This window comes from Spirosoma daeguense, from assembly GCF_054776875.1.
Genome location: NZ_BAAHBF010000001.1, coordinates 507,366 through 529,416, shown reverse-complemented (window position 1 = coordinate 529,416; position 22,051 = coordinate 507,366). Strand labels below are relative to the sequence as shown.

Genomic DNA, 22,051 nt, shown 5'->3' with positions numbered 1-22,051 from the left:
ATACTCTCATAGAGATAGTACCACTTGTTTTAGTTTCTGGAAGGGAGCATATTTACAATAAATACTTTCCTTGCCAAATGACTACTTCTTCCCGCGATGAGTTACTTCAAGTTCTGAAAAAAGGAGAGGCAATTGTTATAGCAGGTACAGGCGTGTCGGCCAGTGTTGCCTACAGTAATACGCTTATTCGAAGCTGGCCATTATTGCTTCGACATGGAGTTGACTTTTGCTGTACGCACTGCCACGATCATAATGAGGTAAGTGAAGCCTGTCGATTATTTGATGCCACAAAAAATGCTTCGCTTAATGAATTATTGACCATTGGTGATGAAATACAGGAGTATCTTATCAAAAATAGTCTGATGGAGGCATGGCTGGAAACGGTATTTGCTGGACTTTCTCCCGAAGATCAACGGTTGATCCGAGCACTTGAAAAGCTTCATATACCTATTGCGACAACCAATTACGACCGCCTTTTTGAAGACATTACTGGCCTTCCGGGTATTTCCTGGCGAGATACGGCTAAGCTTCATCGGTTTTTGAATGGACAGGAGCAGGCTATTCTACACTTACATGGCCATTTTCGTGACCCATCGTCTATTATTCTTGGCAAACGTTCTTATGAAACGTTGTTGGAAGAGGAATTTGCCCAGTTTGCCGAACAATCATTGTTCAGTCGGTATAATGTTGTGTTCGTTGGGTTTGGCGACAGTACGAAAGATCCTAATTTCAGTCGATTACTTACATGGTCGCGGAAATACCTGTCAGCCACACAGGTCTTTCGAATTGTGCGGGAGTCAGAGGTTGATAACCTTCGACAGGAACACCAGAAATTAGGATATAAAATTCAGACGGTTAGTTATGGCAGTAATTATGGTGATTTAGCGCCATTTCTGGAAGGACTGGCGTATCAACTACCCAAACCGCTGCCTATTCCTAAAAGCCTCCCGGCTCTTCCTGATAATGTTGGTCGGGGTGATATTATCGAGAAGATAGTAGAGCTAGTTGTTGGAGCATCTACAAAGCCAGTAGCCTTGCTGGGCGGTGCCGGTATCGGCAAAAGCAATACCGTGCTCAATGTGCTTTATCATCGTAAAACAGCTATACAGTTTGGTGAGAGACGTTATTTTATACGTTGCAACGGGATTACGTCTCCTGATATTCTCTGGAGACAGATACTGGATACAATTGGTTTGCAGCCAAGCCGTGATCTGGAACTTCAGCAACAGGTAGAGTCTTTTTTTGCAGAAGAACCCGCCCTATTGGTTTTCGATAATGCCGAAACGCTTTGGGAGAATTTAAGCGCATCAACAGCTACCATTTTTGGCAGGTTAAAAGCGTTGCCAAATCTACGTATGGTTATTACGTATCGGGGTAAATCGGTGCCTGGTACACAACTGGGTTGGCTGCCCATAGTAATACACCCTCTGACTGCGACACAGGCTAAAGAACTGTTTCTGAACCTAACAGGCGATGAGTTTGCTACAGATGAAGCTTTATCTCGTTTGCTGCGTGCGGTCGACTATTTGCCGCTGGCTGTAACTCTGCTGGCTGAACGAGCCAAAGATGAACAGCGATTGAGCAGCTTAGAACAGAAGTGGGAAAAGCGTAAAACAGATTTACTAAAACTAGAGGATGCTAATAAAGAGCTGAATCTGGAAGTCTCGATATTACTTTCATTTGATAGCCCTCGTCTTAATGATAACGCACGTGAATTATTTAAAGCCTTATGTTGGTTGCCCGATGGTATTCTTAGAAACGTATGGGAAGACGCCTTCCCCGACAATGAAGACGACCAGATTTCCTTACTTCGTGTTGCCCTTGCAGAAGAGGATACTTCGGGAAGAGTACGTGTTTTAGCACCAATACGTGACGTTATTAATCGAAAGTTTACGCCAACCACCTCTTTTTTAGAGATTGTTGTACGTAAAATTGTGGAAAATGCGGCTGGAAATGGCCAACGAGTTTCATCACAAGAAGGAGCTTATCACCAAATTCAGGCCGAATGGCTTACTCTGAACCATATTTTCGCAAGCTATCCGTATTCAGATTGGCTAATTGACGGACTAACCGATTTGACCCTGTTTTCGTTATTCAGTGGCCAGTATTTGGTAGATTTTTTGCATACTGCAACTAGACAAGCTGAAAGCAACCAATGGCAGGGTTTACAAGCTAACTGTTTATATAGCTTAGGGGAAATTGCTTTTCGCCAGTCGGATAGTATAGCAGCTCTGCACTATTATCAACAGGCCCAACCGCTATATGAACAGATTGGGTCGATTCTAGGGCAGGCGGGTTGCCTTAAAAGTTTAGGTGATATTGCTTTTCGTCAATCCGATAATGATTCAGCTCTGCACTATTATCAACAGGCCCAACCGCTTTATGTGCAGGTCGGATCGATATTGGGGCAAGCCAGTTGTTTAACTAGTTTGGGGAATGTTGCCTTTCGGCAATCTGATAATGATTCAGCCTTACAGTATTATCAACAGGCTCAACCACTATATGAACAGATTGGGTCGATACTGGGACAAGCCAGTTGTTTAACTAGTTTGGGAAATGTCGCCTTTCGTCAATCCGACAATAGTTCTGCCTTAGAGTATTATCAACGAGCAAAACTCCTTTACGAACAGTTACAGGATGTACTAGGACAGGCTAACTGTTTACGTAGCTTGGGAGATGTTGCCTTTCGCCAATCCGACAATGATTCTGCTCTGGATTTCTATCTGCAGGCCGAACTTCTCTATCAACAAGTGGGCTCTGCGCTAGGGCAAGCAAACTGTCTTAATAGCTTAGGAGATGTTGCTTTTCGCCAATTTGACAATGATTCTGCTTTACAATATTATCAGCAAGCAAAACTTCTCTACGAAAAGCTACAGGACGTACTAGGGCAGGCTAATTGTTTGTATAGCCTAGGGGAAATAGCCTTTCGTCAATTGGATAATGATTCGGCCCTACACTATAATCAACAAGCCCAACTTCTGTATCAACAAGTCGGATCTACATTAGGAGAGGCAGGCTGTCTGAAAAGTCTGGGTGATATTGCTTTTCGTCAGTCCGATAGTGTAGTTGCTCTACACTATTACCAACAGGCCCAACCACTTTATCAACATATGGGTGACATGGTAGGGCAGGCGGGTTGCCTTAAAAGCTTAGGTGATATTGCTTTTTATCAATCCGACAACGAGTCAGGTAATCGATTATATAGTGAAGCCATCGAGTTATACCATAAGATTAATGATCGGTATTCAATTGGCTTTACATACTATTACTGGGCCGAACAAGCAACTGATAAGCTTATTCGTCAGGAGCGATATTGCCAGGCTAAAAAGGCATGGGAAGCTGCGCGGCTCCACAACTTAGTTGAACAGTATAATTTAACCGATATCTGTTAACAAAGAAAAATGCCAGGCTACCTCACTGTAGCCTGGCATTTTTCTTTAAAACGTAGGCTGTTAAAAGATTACATATTGATAGCCCGGTTGTCGGTAGCGGCAAGACAGGCTTCTTTAAACGCTTCTGTGTAAGTCGGGTGCGCGTGCGACATGCGCGTTACGTCTTCGGCCGATGCCCGGAATTCCATAGCGGTTACAGCTTCGGCAATCATATCGGCAGCGCGCGCACCAATCATATGAACGCCCAGAATTTCGTCGGTTTCTTTATGCGCCAGCACTTTAACCAGCCCGTCAATGTCCATACTTGCGCGAGCGCGGCCCAGTGCTTTGAAGGGGAATGAGCCGACTTTGTACGGAATTCCTTCTTTTTTTACTTCTTCTTCGGTATAGCCCACCGAAGCAACTTCGGGCCATGTATACACAACGCCCGGAATCAGCCGGTAGTGAATATGCGGTTTTTGGCCGACAATGGTTTCAGCGATGAACGTACCTTCTTCTTCAGCTTTGTGCGCCAGCATGGCTCCGCGTATTACGTCGCCTAGGGCGTAGATGTGTGGTACGCTGGTACGTAGATGGTTGTCAACTTCGATACGTCCGCGATCATCAGTTTTCAGACCAGCCGCTTCCAGATTTAGCCCATCCGTATACGGACGACGGCCAACCGATACCAGACAGTAATCGCCGGTTAGGGTGGTAGATTCGCCTTTTGGGGTATCCATCGTTACAATCACTTCGTCGCCTTTGTTTTCTACTTTCGTCACTTTGTGGCTGAAATAGAAATCGGCACCGAGTTTTTTTACGACCTTCTGAAGTTCTTTCCCCATGGTTTTATCCATGGTTGGAATCATTGAATCGGCAAACTCCACAAACGATACTTTCGCACCAATCCGGGCATAAACCGAACCTAATTCAGCACCGATTACCCCTGCACCAATTACGATGAGGTGTTTCGGAATTTCCTGAAGATTCAACGCTTCAGTCGACGTAATAACCCGTTTTTTGTCGATAGGCATCGATGGGAACGAGGATGGTTTCGAGCCGGTAGCGATGATGATGTTTTTACCAGTGATGGTCTGCTCGCTGCCGTCACTTTTGGCGATTTTCACCGTATGTGCGTCAACAAACGAACCGACGCCGTGGTACTCGTCGATTTTGTTTTTCTTCATCAGGAACGTAATGCCCTTGGTTGTCTGCTCAACCACATTCGACTTTCGGGCAATCATCTGCGCCAGATCGACCTGTAAATCGTTCAGCTTAATGCCGTGCTCAGCAAACGTGTGAGCGGCATTGTAATAATGCTCCGTCGAATCGAGCAACGCTTTCGACGGAATACAGCCAACGTTGAGACAGGTACCGCCAAGCGCCGGGTATTTTTCAATAATGGCCGTTTTAAGTCCGAGTTGTGCACAACGAATCGCACCGGTATATCCACCCGGGCCCGAGCCAATCATAATTACGTCGTATTCCATAGAATTTGATAAAAAGGCAACGAAGAAGAAAAACAAGCGACTCCAGTGGAAAGACACCAGAGGAGTACGTTTACTTCCCTATCTGTCTAACATCTTTTGCCGAAACAAAATGCAAATTTGGTTTAGATTTTCATTCGCTAAACCGATTTTAAAAAAAACGTGTTGGTGATTCTGTAAAGTCTCCGCGTTTTGCGGCTGTTTTCGCTCTACCTATGCGTTTTTTACCTGTATTTTTCGGTGTATTCACGGTATTTATTAGTAGCTGTACAAATCCGGCTCAACAGAACCAGACGCCGGTTTATTACGACGTAGTAAGCTTTGTAAAAGGCCAGATGGCCGCTTTGTCGGCGCACAAACCGCTCGTCAACAAAACCGTTTCGATTAACAATGACCGAAATCAGCAGCAAACCCGCGCTATAAACTGGGAACGCGAGCTTGAACTTTTTGTACAGGCTGATATCAACAAGCCCGCATTACGTAGTAGTTACACCATTTTGCGACCTGATTCGCTGACGTATCAGTACGTAGTAAAAGGTGATGAAAATCATCTGGCCGTTCGGTCGCTTACTGTAGCACTCGATTCACTGACTCGCCAACCGCGCCGAATAGAAGCCGTTATGCAGACCAGCAATCCACTTTATACCTCAGAACGGCACCTAGTGCTCGAAAGTGGCTTGGCTTCCGGGCGTGAGTGGCGCGTGAAACGTTATACATTGTCGGGTTATCAGAAGTTACCTTATTTCGACAAAAACGAGTTTCTGGTCGAAGGGCAAGTGCAATAACGTAGTGGCTCTCCTCTGCATCTATTTACAAACCACTACGCTGGATATTACTATGACCGTCTTTTCCGGTAACGTAGTATAGGGCGCCCATTCCCACAATACCAGCAAGGTCGGCGAGGGTAAGCAGTAAGTGAATTCCGTTAAAGTCAATAGGTAGGAGCGTCAGAAAATAACCTGCCAGATAAACGCCCCAAACGGAAAGCAGCAACCGCATTCCCAACCGAAATGTCTGTTGGAAGCTGGCTGACAGTTCGTTCTGAATTTCCCCCCAAAATCGTTTTAACGAGAAAAAGATAAACACGTAGTCGATAGCGGCAATCAGACCCCAGATCAGCTTAGGAGTAGTCTGAGCCTCATTGTCGAACGAAAGTTGCTGATGACCAATATAACTCGACAGAAACAGTAACGTAGCAGCTATCAACAGCCCGATTAACTGCCGTCTGATACGTTCCCATGAAACCCTCAGAAAGGAAAGAAGCTGTATGATAACCAGCGGTGATATAATGAACCAGATAATGTAGCGATACTGCCCAACTGCATTATAGGTTTCGCGAAAAAGCGTTTGTCGGTCGTTTTGGTCATTTACTGTCGCCAAGTCAGACAATGACGTAACGTAGTACGTCTGCATCTGGTAATAGGCCATTCCGGCTATACCCGAAGCCAGTGTTGTCAGGAGAAAATACGAACGGAATTCGGAAGGAAAATGATCGCGGGAGGCTAGTGAGAAGATAAAACTGGCTAGAAACACGTACATAGCCACCTGTAAGAAAAAGTACGTAATCATGGCCATCAGGCCTGCGGTGCCCGCCGTAGGAATAAACGTATTTGCTACGTCCATAAAGAAAAATGCAGTAATGGTAGGTTTGAATATACTACCATTACTGCATTTAAGGCATAAAGGTTATTTTATTTAGGCATGGCCGCTTTCACCAGCTCCATATCTTTTTTGGCTTTATCGATGAGTTGTTGCGCGTAGGTACGTAGCGTTTCATTCTTACCGTATTGTAGATACGTAGTGGCCATGTCAATAGCGTCCTGACGCTGGTCGAGCAGCAACGTAGAGAAATTTTTGTCTAAGTTACTCGTCAGTTTATCGCTCGATCCTGTTTGCTGCAACTTAAGGCTCATGGCTTCGATATTACGATTTTGCTGTTGCGTAAACGCCTGATTCGGACGGGTTGGCTTCAATTGTTTTAGCGTACCGTCAATTGAAGTCACATCATTATCGGCAACGGGAAGCATCGTTTTTGCCAGTCGTTGCAACGTAGTATCTTTTCCGCTCTGAATTTCCTGTTTCAGCAAATCCTGTACGCCTTGGGTATGTAGTTTTGCCTGATAAGCATAGTCAAAGTCAGGATCGCCGGTTGCAACGAGTTTCTTCATCTTTGTAATGGTTTGTTGCAATGGCTGAATGAGCGATGTTTTGGCAGGGTCGCTGGCTTGCGCATTCGACGTAGCAGCACCTGTTGTGGCCTGAGCACAAGCACTTAGCGAGGCCGTTGACACGAGGGCAGCCAAAGCCCAGATGGATAGATTGAATTGTTGCGTTTTCATTCGTGTAATGATTAATGCTGGCGTTATTACGTTAATCTGAAACGATTTATATACTAAAGACAAAAATGGCGGCAGAAGGTTTAGTTGCCTAAAGAGTTACATTTTGTAAAGACGTATTTTGGAACCAGACGTAACAAAAAAGACAGGTGATATCACCTGTCTTTTTTTATCAAGATTACTAATCTGCTAGAGCCGGATAATTTCGGCGCCAATGGCGTTCAGACGTGTATCGATGTTCTGGTAACCGCGATCAATCTGTTCAATGCTGTCGATAATACTCGTTCCCTGCGCCGATAGAGCAGCAATCAGCAAAGCCACACCCGCCCGGATATCCGGCGATGACATACGAATGCCTTTCAAGGGCACCTGACGATTTAAACCAACAACCGTGGCGCGGTGCGGATCGCAAAGGATAATCTGCGCGCCCATATCAATTAGTTTATCAACGAAAAACAGGCGGCTTTCGAACATTTTCTGATGAATCAGTAATGTTCCCTGCGCCTGAACCGCCGTTACGAGCACAATACTGAGCAAATCGGGGGTGAAACCGGGCCAGGGGGCATCGGCAACGGTCATCATGCCGCCATCCAGAAAGCTTTCGATTGTGTAGCGTTCCTGTGCCGGAATAAAAATATCGTCGCCCCGGAATTCCATCTGAATACCCAATCGACGGAACTGATCGGGAATAATACCCAGCTCAGGAATCCGGCAGTCTTTGATTGTAATTTCGGACTGTGTCATGGCGGCCAGGCCAATGAACGAGCCAATTTCAATCATATCAGGAAGCATCGTATGCTCGGTACCGTTCAGTTCCGATACGCCTTCTATGGTAAGCAGGTTCGAGCCAACGCCCGAAATTTTGGCCCCCATCGAATTAAGCATTTTACTCAACTGTTGCAGATAGGGCTCGCAGGCTGCGTTATAAATTGTGGTCGTTCCTTCGGCCATCACAGCTGCCATCAATACGTTGGCCGTACCGGTTACCGACGCTTCGTCAAGCAGCATGTACGTACCACGCAAATTGCTGGCATCTACCTGATAATAACCGCCATCGTTGGCATCGTAGTTGAACTGAGCACCTAATTTCTCGAAGCCCAGAAAGTGTGTATCCAATCGCCGACGGCCGATTTTGTCGCCACCGGGCCGGGGAATGCGTCCTTTTTTGAAGCGTGCCAGCATCGGGCCAAGTAGCATTACGGAACCACGTAGTGCCGCTGCTTTACGCTTATATATGTCGGTATCGAGGTAATCCAGATTAACATCACTGGCCTGAAAACGATATGAGTTTCCACCAATTTTAGTAACCCAGACGCCTAAATCTCCCAGTAAATCAATGAGTTGATTGACATCCCGAATGCTCGGAATATTATGAATAGTAACTGGTTCTTTCGTGAGCAATACGGCACAAAGAATTTGTAAGGCTTCGTTTTTTGCGCCTTGCGGAATGAGTTCACCTTTTAACGGACGTCCGCCTGTAATTTGAAAGGATGCCATTTCTGGAAAATGAATGATGAATAATATATAATAAACAGTGGTTAGTGTATAATGTTGAGATGCTACGTTGGTAGCTTTATTCATTATACACTAACCACTGTTTATCGAGAAAACTATCGTCTCCGGCGTGGGCCGTCGTTACGGTTGTTATTGTTGCCCGAACGCTGCTGGTTACCGTAGTTGCGAGAACCGTCGTTGCGGTTGTTATCGTTACGGTTGTTATTATTGCCCGAACGTTGCTGATTGCCGTTACGATTGCTGAAATTACGCTGACCACCCTGTCCATTCGGGCGACCTTGGTTATTTCCTGAGCGTTGATGGCCATCGCGATCGTTCCGGTAATTTGTATTGTTGATCCGTTGTGGTTGATCACCAGTACGTTCGCGCGGAGTCGATTCAACAAGTCCTTCTTCCCGAATAAGTTGGATATCGTCGTAAAGTTTACCACTCGAAAGTTCGATCAAGCTTTGGTAAATCGTCTCGTCTTCAACCGATTCTTTATTCCAGGCCTGATAAAATGTACGCATTAACCGGGTCAGGTACGATACAAACGCCCGACGCTCTTCCTGATCTTCCAGCGCAACTGCCTTTGCTACTAGTAAATCTACATTACGGCCAAAGTGTTTAAATTTCAGATGGTGCGTATTGTAAGGAACCCGCTGCGGCTTTTTTCCCAGTGCTTCTTCTGAAGGGGGCGGGTAAGGACTGTCTACATCCAGGGTAAAGTCAGACATGATATAAAGGTCGTCCCACAACTTATTATAGTAGTCCTGCCCATCTTTCATGTTGGGGTGAATCTGCCGCATTAATTCGATCAGGATGTGTGCGTAGCGTGTACGTTTTTCCCGATCTTCAATGTTGACCATGTTGTCAACCAGCTTTTGGATACTGCTGCCGTATTCTTTCAAAGGCTTTGCCTGATTTATAAAATAAGAAAACAAAAGTACAAAAAAACACGCGATAGTCGGCAGTCGATTCTTGTCAGTTAATCATCTCCGAAAGCATTACCTTTGCCCCCAATCATCAACTATAGGTCATTGACTAAATTTTCTGCGTTCCGTTCTGAATTTGCCGATACCATCCGACTTAGTGTTCCGATTATTATTGCCCAGTTAGGCGTCGTGCTTATGGGGGTCACTGATAATCTGTTCGTTGGGAGATTGCTTGGCTCTGTAGCTTTGGGAGCCGCCGGACTAGCCAATTCGCTGTCGTTTCTGATGTCAAGTATTGGCGTTGGAGGGCTTTCGGTAGTGGCGGCACTAGTGTCAAAATCATTGAGTCAGGAAGATTCAGCGGCCATCAACCGGCTTTTCCGAGCGGGCATTCGTGTTGCCTTTCTGCTAAGTTTCTTGTTGGGCGGTTTATCAACAATACTTGCCTTTAATTTTAGCTTATTTGGACAAACCCCCGACGTAACGCGGCTGGCTCGCGATTTTATGCTTATTCTGAGCACGTCGCTCTTCCCGCTGCTGATTTTTGTGGCGGCTCGCCAATTGTGCGACGGACTACGTTATCCGCGCGTGGCCATGAGCATTACGTTATCGGCTCTGCTGGTCAACGCACTGCTTAACTACGTATTGATTAAAGGCGTTGGGCCATTTCCAGAGCTTGGCCTTATGGGTTCAGCCGCTGCTACGTTACTTTCAAGGGCATTTATGGCCGTAGCCATGCTAGTATATATTTACCGGGCCAATCGATTTCAGCCATATTTAAAAGTTGAATTTCGGGAGCAGCCGACTAATACTGAAGCCTGGACTATTCTACGTTTAGGTATTCCGGGCGGATTGACGTTCTTTTTCGAAGTTGCTACGTTCGCGCTGGCCGTCGTGATTGTGGGGTGGCTGGGCGAGAATCAATTAGCAGCGCATCAGATTGCTATCAATATGGCTTCCGTTACGTATATGATGGCAACGGGTATTTCGTCGGCGGCTGCCATTCGGGTCAGTGCTGCTTTAGGACGTAATAGCCGGGAAGGAATCTGGCGGGCAGGAGTAGCTGCTTTTGTTCTTTCTATCGGTTTTATGAGCGTAGCTGCCCTGATTTTTCTGACGGCAAACAACTGGCTCGTAACGCTTTATATTCGTGATAACCCGGCGGTTATGCAGATTGCCGCTTCGCTGGTGATTGTTGCAGGTTTCTTTCAGCTTTCCGATGGTGTCCAAGTCGTAGCACTGGGCGGTTTACGGGGGTTGGCCGATGTAAACGTACCGACTGTAATCTCATTATTTTCGTATTGGGTTGTTGCGCTGCCGCTGAGTTACGTATTGGCTTTTCCGGTCGGAATGGACGCCATTGGCGTCTGGATTGGACTACTCACGGGTCTCACGCTAGCGGCTTTTTTACTAACCTGGCGATTCTTCCGAAAAGTTACACGTACCACGAACGTACTACCTAGCCAGTTGGGTATTCAATAGTCACTGACAGACTCCGGCTGTCAGAATTACGCTAGAGTCTATCGCATACTCGCCAGTAACTCATCACGACTCGGACGATTCGTTGTGAGCTCATAGGCAAGCCCCTCACGGTCGAGGTGGTCCATGAACGTAGTGTAATTCTCTTTTTCAACAGAAAAGATGTACCAGTTTTCGTAGGGTTCATTAAAAATCTCTACTTCGGTAAGCGAAGCCATTTTTTGGAGCCGTGCATATTGTGCTTGCTCAAGCGCTTGCTGTTTTATCAAAAAATACCACAAAGGACGTAGTAGTTAGGTACTATGAATCATGATTATATAACGCGCTACGTTACGTAGTTGTTAAACGTAGTACGTTATTGTGGGGCAAACAAAAATCCCGTGCGACAGTTTGCCACACGGGATTTTTGCGCTGTTAATACGTATTACTTATTGATTGCCAGAATATAGTCGGCTAGTACCAGACCGGCTTCATTCAGATACGGATCTTTCTTTTTCTTAGGAGCAGGAGTTCCGGTTTCATCGACTGGCGCACTAGCTGCCTGTGAAACCTTTGTGGCTGCTGCCCGTTTCTTTTCGGCTTCCTCCCGCTCTTTCCGGCGTTTAGACTCCTGTAACGATACTACGGTGTTTTCTTTCGCTTTCTTGAAATCAGCCAGATCCTGAGCTAATTGTTTCAGTTCCGGATCTGATTTCAGACGTTGATCGAAACGCTCACGCAGACGGCTTAAGATTTTATCGTTCAGCGCCGACGATAGTTCGTAGCGGGTTGAACCAATCTGATCCCAAGGCAGTGCGCTTGGTTGCGAGCTTTCGCCGTATTCTTCAGCCGAGAAAGCCGACGGTAATTCAATATCCGGTGTTACGCCTTTATGTTGTGTGCTGCTGCCATTGATGCGGTAAAATTTCTGGATGGTCATTTTCACCTGTCCAACTTTCTCCGGCGATTTAGGCAGCCATTGGTTCAGGTCGATCAGCGTTTGTACCGTTCCTTTCCCGAATGTTTGTCCACCCACAATAACACCGCGTTTGTAGTCCTGAATGGCGGCTGCAAAAATTTCAGAAGCCGATGCACTGAAACGGTTAACCAACACAGCTAACGGGCCATCGTACACCACCGAACCACCGTCTTTGTCGGCATACACTTCGGTTTCACCCGTTGATTCTTTTACCTGCACAACCGGGCCTTTCGGGATGAATATGCCTGTCAAATCAATAGCTTCGGTCAATGAGCCACCGCCATTGTCACGCAGGTCGATAACGATACCGTCAACTTTTTCACCTTTCAGTTCTTCCACAAACTTCTTCACATCGCTGGTGGTACTGCTGAAACCTTCTTCACGTTTACGTGCGCCTTCGAAATCCCGATAGAACATCGGAATATTGATAACGCCAATTTTGAACGGACGGCCATTGTCAGAAACTTCAATGACTTCTTTTTTAGCCCGTTGTTCTTCGAGTTTGATTTTTTCACGTACCAGCCGAATCTCCTTCGGCGGAGCACCTGCAATGGCATTCGGAGATATAATTTGCAGACGAACGACGGTTCCTTTTGGGCCTTTGATGAGCTTTACTACCTCATCGACCTGCCAGTTCATCGTGTTTACTATTGGGCCATTATCGCCTTGAGCTACCCCGGCAATTTTATCCTCTTTCTGAAGAAGCTTGCTTTTAAAAGCAGGGCCGCCGGGTAGAACTTCTGTAATCCGAATGTAATCACCATCCTCGCGTAGCATGGCACCAATACCTTCGAGCGACTGACTCATTTCCTGATTGAACCGGTCTGCGTTGCTAGGCGACAAATAGTTGGTATGCGGATCAAGCGCTTCGGCAAACGAGTTCATATACATCTGAAACACGTCGGCACTTTTAATTCGATTGATAGCCTTGTCGAGGTTGCTATAGCGCTGATTCATAAGGGCTACAACCGCACTATCTTTCCGGCTGCCCAGACGAAGTTCCAGTGCCTGATTTTTCAGGATTTTGGTCCAGAGTTCATCCTGTGCAGCAGTCGACGTGAGCCAGGGTGCTTTTTCACGGTCGGTATTGAAACTTTCATCAGCCGTGAATGTAAACGGCTTTTTGAGCTGCTCTTTAACGAACGCACTACGTTCTTCATACCGTTTCCGAAAAACGTTATAAAGTTCATAAGCTGCTGTCAGGTCGCCATTAATAAGGGCATCGTCAATCTGGTAACGATATTTCTCAAAAGCAGCTACGTCCGATGCCAACAGATAGGTTTTGTTGCCATCAACTTCTTTCAGGTAGTTATCCCAAACAACCGACGAAAGCGAATCGTTGAGCCTAACCTTTCGATAGTGATATGTTGTCAGCAACTTCGCCACGAGCGTTTCTACCTGTTCCTGCGATACGGTAGGTTTTAGCTCATCAACAGGAGAAGTTGTCCGTTTAGCATGAACAGAAGTACGACTCAGCGTAGATGCGTCTGAGGGTGAATCCGGCTGAAAACTCAGCATCAGCACGGGCACAAGGGTTACCAGATACTTTTTCATTCGATCCAGATTAATGGCGAAAGGGTGAAAGAGCGAAAGAGTGAAGGCTATCTGATTACCGGTTCGCTCTTTCAGTCTTTCGCTCCGCTTCGGCGGTCCGATTTCACTCTTTAGTTATTGTTTAACAATATCAAGCAACTCTACATCAAACACCAACGTAGCGCCGGGTTTAATGTCGGCACCGGCACCCCGGTCGCCATAAGCCAGATCGGACGGAATGTACAATTTCCATTTCGATCCGACAGGCATCAGTTGGAGGGCTTCCGTCCAGCCTTTGATAACTTCTGTTACGCCAAATTCGGCAGGCTGACCGCGCTCAACCGAACTATCGAATACTTTGCCATCGAGCAGACGACCTGTATAATGTACTTTAACCCGATCTGTGGCAGTTGGTTTAGCTCCGGTGCCTTCTTTTTCAACCGAGTACTGTAATCCGCTGGTTGTTGTCGTTACGCCAGCCTTTGCTTTATTTTCTGTCAGAAACGCTTCGCCAATCTTTTTATTCTCTGCCGATGCCTTCATGCCTTCAGCCTGCCGGATAGCCGACTGTTTCTGCATAAAATTGTTCATCACCTGACCAGCCTGTGCCTGTGAAAGACGGGTATTGTCGCCTTTCAGCGCATCATTTAATCCTTGCGAGAGTAACGCTGGGTTTAAATCGGTTAGGCCCTGACTTTTAAGGTTTTGAGCCATGAAAATGCCTATGCTATAACTAATCGAATCCTGGGTTGTAGCCAAGTTGGTCGACGATGTGCTTGCTTTAGCTGATGCAGCCGGACGAGCCGCCGAGGTTGGTTTTGAAACTGCAGGTTTTACAGGTTTTTTGCTCTGGGCAGCCACCGAACCGGCCATAAAAACAGCCGACATCATACCGGCCAGCATCCATTGGTTAAACTTCATGCGAAAAATGAAACGTGTGAACTTAGAGAAATAGACTATTCCTTAAACGTGAACGAATAGGATAAAAGTTTATTTACAGAGTGGTTTATGAAAAAAATGAATGTTGTGCAAAACTTTGATTCTGAACGAGATTCAGCTACTAAAAGTAGTTGAAAATTTGGCTCATGTCAATTTTAGCCGCCTAAAGTACTGTGATTTTGGATAAACGGTTCGATGGCTGGGGTTAATGGTAGGATTTATTTAGCCAGAATATCGGAAAAGTCTAACATTCAGCCGTTAATTCTTCCTTTCGTCGCATTTTTATTAAATTTTAATTGTACCTTTGCGGCCGAAAAATCAAACTAAAATTTCCCCTCTCAATATATGAACTCCGTAAGACCCGACGAGATATCAGCCATTCTGCGTCAGCAATTGGCTGGCACTCAGACCGAAGCTGAACTCGAAGAAGTCGGTACGGTGCTGCAAATCGGCGACGGCGTAGCGCGTATCTACGGCCTCTCGAAAGTGCAGGCCGGCGAACTGCTGTCGTTTGATAATGGGCTTCAGGCAATGGCCCTGAACCTGGAAGAAGATAACGTTGGAGCGGTATTGCTCGGCGATTACTCGGAAATCAAAGAAGGCGACACCGTTAAGCGCACCAACCAGATTGCCTACGTAAACGTAGGTGACGGTATTCTAGGACGCGTTGTTAATACACTCGGTCTGCCTATCGATGGTATGGGTCCGATTCAGGGTGATGTATATCCAATGCCGCTGGAACGTAAGGCACCGGGCGTAATCTATCGTCAGCCTGTAAACGAGCCGCTACAAACGGGTATCAAAGCTATCGACGCCATGATCCCCATTGGCCGTGGTCAGCGGGAGTTGATCATCGGTGACCGTCAGACAGGTAAAACTGCTGTAGCGATTGACACCATCATCAACCAGAAAGAGTTTTACGACAAAGGGCAGCCCGTTTACTGTATCTACGTAGCCTGCGGTCAGAAAGCATCGACCGTGAAACAGGTAGAAGCAACGTTACGTAAGGCGGGTGCTATGGAGTATACGGTTATCGTATCGGCCAACGCATCTGATCCATCGCCAATGCAGTTCTTCGCACCATTTACGGGTGCCGCTATTGGTGAATTCTTCCGTGATACGGGCCGTCCGGCACTGGTTGTTTATGACGATTTGTCGAAACAGGCCGTTGCTTATCGCGAAGTATCGCTGCTGCTACGTCGCCCACCAGGACGTGAAGCGTATCCAGGAGACGTATTCTATCTCCACAGCCGTCTGCTGGAACGGGCTGCTAAAGTCAACGCCAACGACGACATCGCCAAAAACATGAACGACCTGCCACCGTCGCTGAAAGACAAGGTGAAAGGTGGTGGTTCGCTGACGGCGCTTCCAATCATTGAAACACAGGCTGGTGACGTATCGGCTTATATTCCGACCAACGTAATTTCGATTACCGACGGTCAGATCTTCCTCGAGTCGAACCTGTTTAACTCAGGTATTCGCCCAGCCATCAACGTAGGTATTTCGGTATCTCGTGTGGGTGGTAACGCGCAGATCAAGTCGATGAAGAAAGTGGCTGGTACGTTGAAACTCGATCAGGCACAGTTCCGCGAGCTTGAAGCGTTTGCTAAATTCGGTTCTGATCTTGATGCATCAACCAAACTGACTATCGAACGGGGTCGTCGGAACCAGGAGATGCTGAAACAACCACAGTACTCGCCAGTAGCCGTTGAACAGCAGGTGGCTATCATCTATGCGTCGACCAACGGTTTGCTGGATAAAGTACCCGTTAACAAGGTTAAAGCATTTGAGAGCGAGTTTGCAATGGTACTGAAAGCACAACATGCCAACGTATTGGACGAACTTCGTGCTGGTAAACTTACCGACGAAGGAACCGCTACGTTGAAGAAAGTAGCCGCTGATTTGTCTGCAAATTATTAGGTTTAAGAAGGAGGAGAGCGAGGAGTGAGAATGACTGAAGTTTCGGTTTCTCCTTGCTTCTCATTCCTCGCTCCTCACCACTAAAACAAAAATGGCCAATCTTAAAGAGGTACGCGCTCGTATTACGTCGATTATTTCGACGCAGCAGATTACCAAAGCCATGAAAATGGTGTCGGCGGCAAAACTGCGTCGGGCGCAGGATAATATAACACAATTGCGGCCTTACGCACAGAAACTGAGCCAAATGCTTGGTACGGTATCGGCGGGAGCCGAAACTGCGTCGGAAAGCCCTTATAAACAGGCACGGACAATTGACCACGTGCTGATTATCGTTGTTACGTCAGATCGGGGACTTTGCGGAGCCTTTAACACAAACGCTGTAAAAGGTGCTCTGACGCTGATCGATGAGAAATATGCATCACAGGCTCGTTCGGGCAACGTAGAGATTATGGCAATTGGCAAGAAAGGTGGCGAAGCGCTTGCGCGTCGTGGCATGAAAGTCAATACTAATTTTGTCGATACGTTCAGTTCACTGAGCTTCGCCAGTGTTCGGGCCGCTGCTGAAAAAGCGATGGAAGGCTATGCCGAAGGTCGCTACGACGTAGTGGAAGTTGTCTATAATGAATTCCGTAACGCGGCTGTACAGATTGTTCGGACAGAGCAAATGTTACCGATTGTTGCGGCTGAAACAACAGGCTCGTCAAACTCAGTTAACTACCTGTTTGAACCATCGGAAGAGGAAATCGTAACAGAACTGATCCCGAAAACGATCAAAATTCAGCTTTATAAAGCGGTACTGGATTCGAACGCTGCCGAACACGGTGCTCGGATGACCGCTATGGATAAAGCGACTGATAACGCTGGTGAACTGCTGAAAGAACTTCGTCTGGTATACAACCGGACACGTCAGGCGGCCATCACGACCGAAATTCTCGAGATCGTGGGTGGTGCCGAAGCATTAGCAAACGCTTAACAGCCTATTCTTTTCTGCTTTACCGAAAGCCACAACTCATCTGGGTTGTGGCTTTCTTTTTTGTTCTACCGATACGTAGCAGTAATATTTTGAATAGGTGCCCCTTTTAACCGCAAAGCGCTTAAGGTTATCACGCGAAGAACATAAAGAAGTACTACGTTATGGGCAAAAGGTGGAGAGGTGGCATCGTCTGTCAACTGATTATTGTAATTGTTACGTTCGGGTTAATACCGATTGCGCAGGCACAAACCCTGAATCAGAAAGCGTCGGGTTATTTAGGAATCTGGTATTTTATTGGTAAAACAAATGATACGTATGTCCACAAATACAGTGGTGGACTCGGTACGTATCCGGCCAATCATTATCCATTTTCGGTCTATTCATCAACTGCCCAGCGAACTTACTTTTGCTATGGGGGTGTAACGGATTCTACTTCTCGCCAGCTTTGCCACATGGTTGGCTTTTATGATCACAAAACCGGTATGGTATCGCGCCCGACGCTATTGCTCAATAAAAATACCGATGATGCACACGATAATCCGGTTATTCAAGTTGATGATAGCGGCTATATCTGGATTTTTTCAACCTCGCACGGAACCGAACGCCCCTCATTTATTCACCGCAGCAGCAAACCTCACGACATCAGCACCTTTGAGCGAATCAATGCGAACCGTTTAAACGAAAAAGGCGAGAAAATTCCTTTCGACAACTTTTCGTATCTGCAAACGTATTACCAGCCCGGACGCGGATTTTTCAATCTGATGACCCATTACGACCGCAATGTGCTACGTTACGGGAAAAATAAACCCCGCCGGACAATCTCATTTCTCACCAGTAAAGACGGGATTAATTGGTCGGCCTTGAAAGATATTGCCACGATTGAAGAAGGACATTACCAGAGCAGTAGTCAATGGAGAAACAAAATTGGTAGCGCATTCAACTATCACCCCGACCGGGAAGTGGGTGCTGGACTCGACTACCGTACGAATTTATACTACGTCGAAACCGATGATTTTGGGCAAAGCTGGCATACGGCAGACGGGAAATCTGTGCAATTACCACTGACCACAACTTCGAATTCGGCACTAGTTAAAGATTACAAAAGCCTCGGCCTGAACGTATACATCAGCGATGTCAATCATGATGATAAAGGCCGTCCGATAATCTTATACATCACGAGCAAAGGCCCCGATCCCGGTCCTGAAAATGGACCATACGCCTGGCACGTGGCGCATTGGACTGGCAAGCAGTGGGCCATCCACGACGTAGCACAGTCGGATCACAACTACGATATGGGCTCACTTTACGTAGCAGGTAATACGTGGCGCATTATCGGCCCGGCGAAGGCTGGTCCGCAACCCTATGGAACGGGTGGTGATTTATTGTTGCTGGAGAGCCAGAATCAAGGCAAAAGCTGGAAGGAAGTCAAAGCGATTACACAGAATAAAGCTCGTAATCAAAGTTATCCACGTCGACCCGTAGCGGCTCACCCCGATTTTTATGCGTTTTGGGCCGATGGTAACGCACGTCAGCCATCAGCATCGTATCTCTATTTCTGTAATCAGGCCGGTCAGGTTTTTCAACTTCCTACGCAGATGAATGCTGACATGCAGAAACCGCTGCCGGTAACGTCTAAGTAATGTAAATCCTCATTGACACGGCGGACAGAATGTCCGCGTTACAACAACTACGTAACGCGGACATTCTGTCCGCCGTTGACCCATAAAAATGCTACGTTCAGGCGAGTTGCTGATAAAGTTTCCAGTATTCTTCGGCGATAGCTGGCCAGGAAAATCCGTTGGCACGTCGGATTAATCGTTCCTGACGTAACGGGTTCTGACCAAAATCGCGTAAACCTTCGTCCAATGTCTTAGCCATAGTTTCCGGCTCGAAATTTTCGAAATAATACGCTTCTTTTCCACCGACTTCCGGGAGACTCGTTAAGCCGGAAATAAAGACCGGCTTACCAAACGTCATTGCTTCAGCAACGGGCAGGCCAAATCCTTCGGAGAGTGACGGAAATAGGAATGCTTCGCAGTGCGCATATAGCCAGAGTTTTGTGGCTTCATCGACCGGGCCGGGTATGATTAACCGATCGGCAGTGCCCAGTTTTTGAGCCTGTTCGCGGATATGCTGGGCGTAAGCGTGTCTATCGGGACCAGCAAGAACCAGACGATAATCGGGGAAAGCTTCGAGTAATGGGAGTAGCGTATGGACGTTCTTCTTTGGATGAATAACCCCAACGAACAGAAAAAATGGCGAGTCGGTCAGTGAGTGGAGTGGCGAATCGGTTGGTAGTTCGGCTGGCGCATCTTCCGGTTTAACCGCTACACCTGTGTAAACAACTTCCAGCGGCAATAAATCAGGCACAGTCAGATGTTCGCGAATAACAGAAGCGGTATAGGCCGAACCCGCCGTCAGCAAGGTAGCCTTGTTTAGTTTTTGCTGTAGTTTCGCCAGCCGCCGTTTTTTCTTCGCTGGTGAATAATCGACACGTTCCAGAAAGTTCAGGTCATAAACCGTCAGCATCAGTTTCGACGACTGAAAACCCGGCAGATACGACGAATCCTGATGCAGGCAATGCCAGACATCATAGTTACCCGGAATCCAGACTTTACGTAGCCAGGATGCTTCTACATAATTCACCGAATCGCCAAAAATGCCCGCTTTCCCTTTGGGTACCAAAAAAGTCAACCGCCAGTCATCGGGGCGTTGACGTACCAGTTCGTGACCCAGATGCAGACAGACCTGCCCTAAACCACTGTTGAGGTCGCGCAGGCGTTCGGCATCGATAAAAAGAGACGGCATACGTATTCTATGTTTAAGCTAACGATTCGTCCAGTATTTAACCCTGACTGAACGTAGCAGGAGACGTATCGGTACGCAAAAATAGCCACGTGTTCACTACGTATCGAAAAGTCTGATAATATAGTATCGATAAACGTAGTAGAAGCGACCGCTCGAACGCTGTTACGTAGCGAAACAATACCGCCTTGCTACGTAGTAAAACCACACATCAGACCATGAAACGCTTTTTATTTATTCTTGTTGTGCTCCTTTTTTCGTCAGGATATTTCCTGATGGCGCAGTCTATATCGCCGTTTCTTTTTGGACAAAATGCCTGGATGCCGCACAGCTACGGTGGTGTTACGTTCTATGGTAAGCTCAATGAACTCTGGCCGGTGGTAAAAGAGAGCCGCGTTAAATTGGTACGTATTGGCGGCAATGCGATTGAAACGAATCGTCCCAGTTCGGTAGAGTATTTAGCGTTGGTCGATTCGATTCGGAAAATTGGCGGGGAACCGCTGATTCAGGTAGCCTATGGTGGAGGCAGGTACACGGCAACACAAGCGGCTGATCTGGTTCAATACATCAATACAACCCATCAACGTAACGTGCGCTATTGGTCTATCGGTAACGAACCAAATCTGAACTCTACCGGCTCGCCTGTTATTTCTGTTTCGGCGGTAGCTACGTATATCAAGGCATTTGCATCGGCAATGAAAACAAAAGATCCGTCGATTCAGATTGTTGGCCCCGAATGTGCGTGGTACGACGATGCGTATTACCAGCCATTGATCGGCGGTGCTTACGACATTACCGGGCGTGACGCCAATAATCGGTTTTACATTGATATCGTTTCGTTCCACACCTACCCGTTTAGCGGTACACAGACCTATGGAGAAGTGGTTAGCTGGCCAACATCGTCAACAGGTTTTCTAGCGAATGTGAATAGCCTACGAACCTTGATGCAGGAAGCCAATACAAAGCACAACCGAACCGGAGCGAATGCCTTGCGGTGGGCCTTAACAGAATTTAATGTCAATTATGCAAATCCGGCCACCAATACGGCTGAAGGCGTTGGGGTACATGGTTTTCTGAACGGCCAGTTTTGGGGACAGATTTTTGGTATCGGAATGCAGAAAGAAGCCTTTGCCATTATGCCGTGGTCGGTTCATGAAAGCAGCGGTGCCCGTACCGAGCGAGATCTGGGGTATCTTGACAGACCGAACGGCACGTTACGTCGATCCAGTTTCCACCATCTGAAACTACTGGCCGACTATGCCCGAGGCAGTTACGTTACGTCGACAGCCAGTCAGACGCAGGTGCAATCGGTAGCCACCCGCGATGCCAATACGGTAATGGTAGCCGTGTTCAGTATGCACCCTTCCCAAAGCTACTCCACCGCCATTCAGCTCAACACCACTACCGCTACGGCAGAACCACTACGTATTCAGGTAAACGCGAATATCAATCGTAGCATTACCAGAACAATTGCCGCCAGACAAACCGTGCTTTATCAATTTTCTACGCAGGGCACACTGTTAAAAGAATGCCGCTACAGCCTAACCGATTACCAGTCGGGTAACCCGCCCACCTGTACAATCCCAGCCGAAGCGAGTTGCCCGACTGCCCAGTCCGGAGCCTGGAATCAGGCCAGTACGTGGGCATGCGGACATGTACCGGGTCTTGGCGAAGAAGCAATCATCAAAGCAGGGCATATCATTACAATACCCATAGCCCCATCTGGTTCGTATACTATCCGCAAAGTAACGTATCTGGGAGGAACACTACGTTTGGCATCAGGCGCAAAACTGGAGGTGGAAGAGCATTGATGAGTAATTT

General features: G+C 47.0%; 17 protein-coding genes. 7 read left to right on the top strand and 10 right to left on the bottom strand.

Features of this window, described 5'->3' with window-relative positions; all coding sequences use genetic code 11:
• Nucleotides 1–77 precede the first annotated feature (77 nt).
• Nucleotides 78–3,392, top strand: a complete 3,315-nt coding sequence (locus ACYVD4_RS01870; protein ID WP_460941918.1) for a tetratricopeptide repeat protein — start codon at nt 78–80, stop codon at nt 3,390–3,392.
• A gap of 68 nt (nt 3,393–3,460) precedes the next feature.
• On the opposite strand, the gene lpdA is transcribed toward ACYVD4_RS01870, so the two are convergent.
• Nucleotides 3,461–4,861, bottom strand: a complete 1,401-nt coding sequence (gene lpdA, locus ACYVD4_RS01865) for a dihydrolipoyl dehydrogenase (protein ID WP_460941917.1) — start codon at nt 4,859–4,861, stop codon at nt 3,461–3,463.
• Nucleotides 4,862–5,073: 212 nt separating this feature from the next.
• Here lpdA and ACYVD4_RS01860 point away from each other — a divergent pair, with 212 nt between their 5' ends.
• Complete coding sequence (locus ACYVD4_RS01860; protein ID WP_460941916.1) at nt 5,074–5,643, top strand: hypothetical protein; 570 nt, start codon at nt 5,074–5,076, stop codon at nt 5,641–5,643.
• 25 nt (nt 5,644–5,668) lie between these two features.
• Here the strand turns inward: ACYVD4_RS01860 and ACYVD4_RS01855 are convergent, their stop codons facing one another.
• The 4 genes from ACYVD4_RS01855 to ACYVD4_RS01840 all read right to left on the bottom strand — a co-directional run bounded on the left by ACYVD4_RS01855 (nt 5,669) and on the right by ACYVD4_RS01840 (nt 9,599).
• A complete protein-coding gene (locus ACYVD4_RS01855) occupies nt 5,669–6,481 on the bottom strand; it encodes a bacteriorhodopsin (protein ID WP_460941915.1) in 813 nt (270 codons plus the stop codon).
• Nucleotides 6,482–6,549: 68 nt separating this feature from the next.
• Entirely contained in the window at nt 6,550–7,197 is a 648-nt protein-coding gene (locus tag ACYVD4_RS01850) for a DUF305 domain-containing protein (RefSeq protein WP_460941914.1), read from the bottom strand.
• 186 nt (nt 7,198–7,383) lie between these two features.
• Nucleotides 7,384–8,691, bottom strand: coding sequence for a UDP-N-acetylglucosamine 1-carboxyvinyltransferase (murA, locus tag ACYVD4_RS01845; protein ID WP_460941913.1), 1,308 nt, complete (start codon nt 8,689–8,691; stop codon nt 7,384–7,386).
• A gap of 113 nt (nt 8,692–8,804) precedes the next feature.
• Nucleotides 8,805–9,599, bottom strand: a complete 795-nt coding sequence (locus ACYVD4_RS01840) for a DUF4290 domain-containing protein (RefSeq protein WP_460941912.1) — start codon at nt 9,597–9,599, stop codon at nt 8,805–8,807.
• Nucleotides 9,600–9,728: 129 nt separating this feature from the next.
• Here ACYVD4_RS01840 and ACYVD4_RS01835 point away from each other — a divergent pair, with 129 nt between their 5' ends.
• Entirely contained in the window at nt 9,729–11,105 is a 1,377-nt protein-coding gene (locus ACYVD4_RS01835; protein ID WP_460941911.1) for an MATE family efflux transporter, read from the top strand.
• Nucleotides 11,106–11,143: 38 nt separating this feature from the next.
• On the opposite strand, the gene ACYVD4_RS01830 is transcribed toward ACYVD4_RS01835, so the two are convergent.
• From ACYVD4_RS01830 to ACYVD4_RS01820, 3 genes are all read right to left on the bottom strand, one after another.
• Nucleotides 11,144–11,320: a hypothetical protein gene (locus ACYVD4_RS01830; protein WP_460941910.1), complete on the bottom strand. Its 177-nt coding sequence runs from the start codon at nt 11,318–11,320 to the stop codon at nt 11,144–11,146.
• Nucleotides 11,321–11,526: 206 nt separating this feature from the next.
• Complete coding sequence (locus ACYVD4_RS01825; protein WP_460941909.1) at nt 11,527–13,614, bottom strand: carboxy terminal-processing peptidase; 2,088 nt, start codon at nt 13,612–13,614, stop codon at nt 11,527–11,529.
• 114 nt (nt 13,615–13,728) lie between these two features.
• Nucleotides 13,729–14,514, bottom strand: a complete 786-nt coding sequence (locus ACYVD4_RS01820) for an FKBP-type peptidyl-prolyl cis-trans isomerase (protein WP_460941908.1) — start codon at nt 14,512–14,514, stop codon at nt 13,729–13,731.
• Between the two features lie 363 nt (nt 14,515–14,877).
• Between ACYVD4_RS01820 and atpA the strand changes: the two genes are divergently transcribed.
• From atpA to ACYVD4_RS01805, 3 genes are all read left to right on the top strand, one after another.
• Nucleotides 14,878–16,452, top strand: a complete 1,575-nt coding sequence (gene atpA, locus ACYVD4_RS01815) for a F0F1 ATP synthase subunit alpha (RefSeq protein ID WP_460941907.1) — start codon at nt 14,878–14,880, stop codon at nt 16,450–16,452.
• A gap of 91 nt (nt 16,453–16,543) precedes the next feature.
• Entirely contained in the window at nt 16,544–17,425 is an 882-nt protein-coding gene (gene atpG, locus ACYVD4_RS01810) for an ATP synthase F1 subunit gamma (RefSeq protein WP_460941906.1), read from the top strand.
• A 161-nt stretch (nt 17,426–17,586) separates the two neighbouring features.
• Nucleotides 17,587–19,065 carry a BNR-4 repeat-containing protein gene (locus ACYVD4_RS01805; RefSeq protein ID WP_460941905.1) on the top strand — a complete coding sequence of 493 codons (1,479 nt, stop codon included), beginning with the start codon at nt 17,587–17,589 and terminating at the stop codon, nt 19,063–19,065.
• Between the two features lie 97 nt (nt 19,066–19,162).
• Here ACYVD4_RS01805 and ACYVD4_RS01800 read toward each other — a convergent pair whose 3' ends face one another.
• Nucleotides 19,163–20,233, bottom strand: a complete 1,071-nt coding sequence (locus ACYVD4_RS01800; protein WP_460941904.1) for a glycosyltransferase family 4 protein — start codon at nt 20,231–20,233, stop codon at nt 19,163–19,165.
• A 37-nt stretch (nt 20,234–20,270) separates the two neighbouring features.
• Entirely contained in the window at nt 20,271–20,438 is a 168-nt protein-coding gene (locus ACYVD4_RS01795; protein ID WP_460941903.1) for a hypothetical protein, read from the bottom strand.
• A gap of 10 nt (nt 20,439–20,448) precedes the next feature.
• Here ACYVD4_RS01795 and ACYVD4_RS01790 point away from each other — a divergent pair, with 10 nt between their 5' ends.
• Nucleotides 20,449–22,041 (top strand): hypothetical protein, encoded by a 1,593-nt coding sequence (locus tag ACYVD4_RS01790; RefSeq protein ID WP_460941902.1) that lies wholly within the window; start codon nt 20,449–20,451, stop codon nt 22,039–22,041.
• Nucleotides 22,042–22,051: the final 10 nt, after the last annotated feature.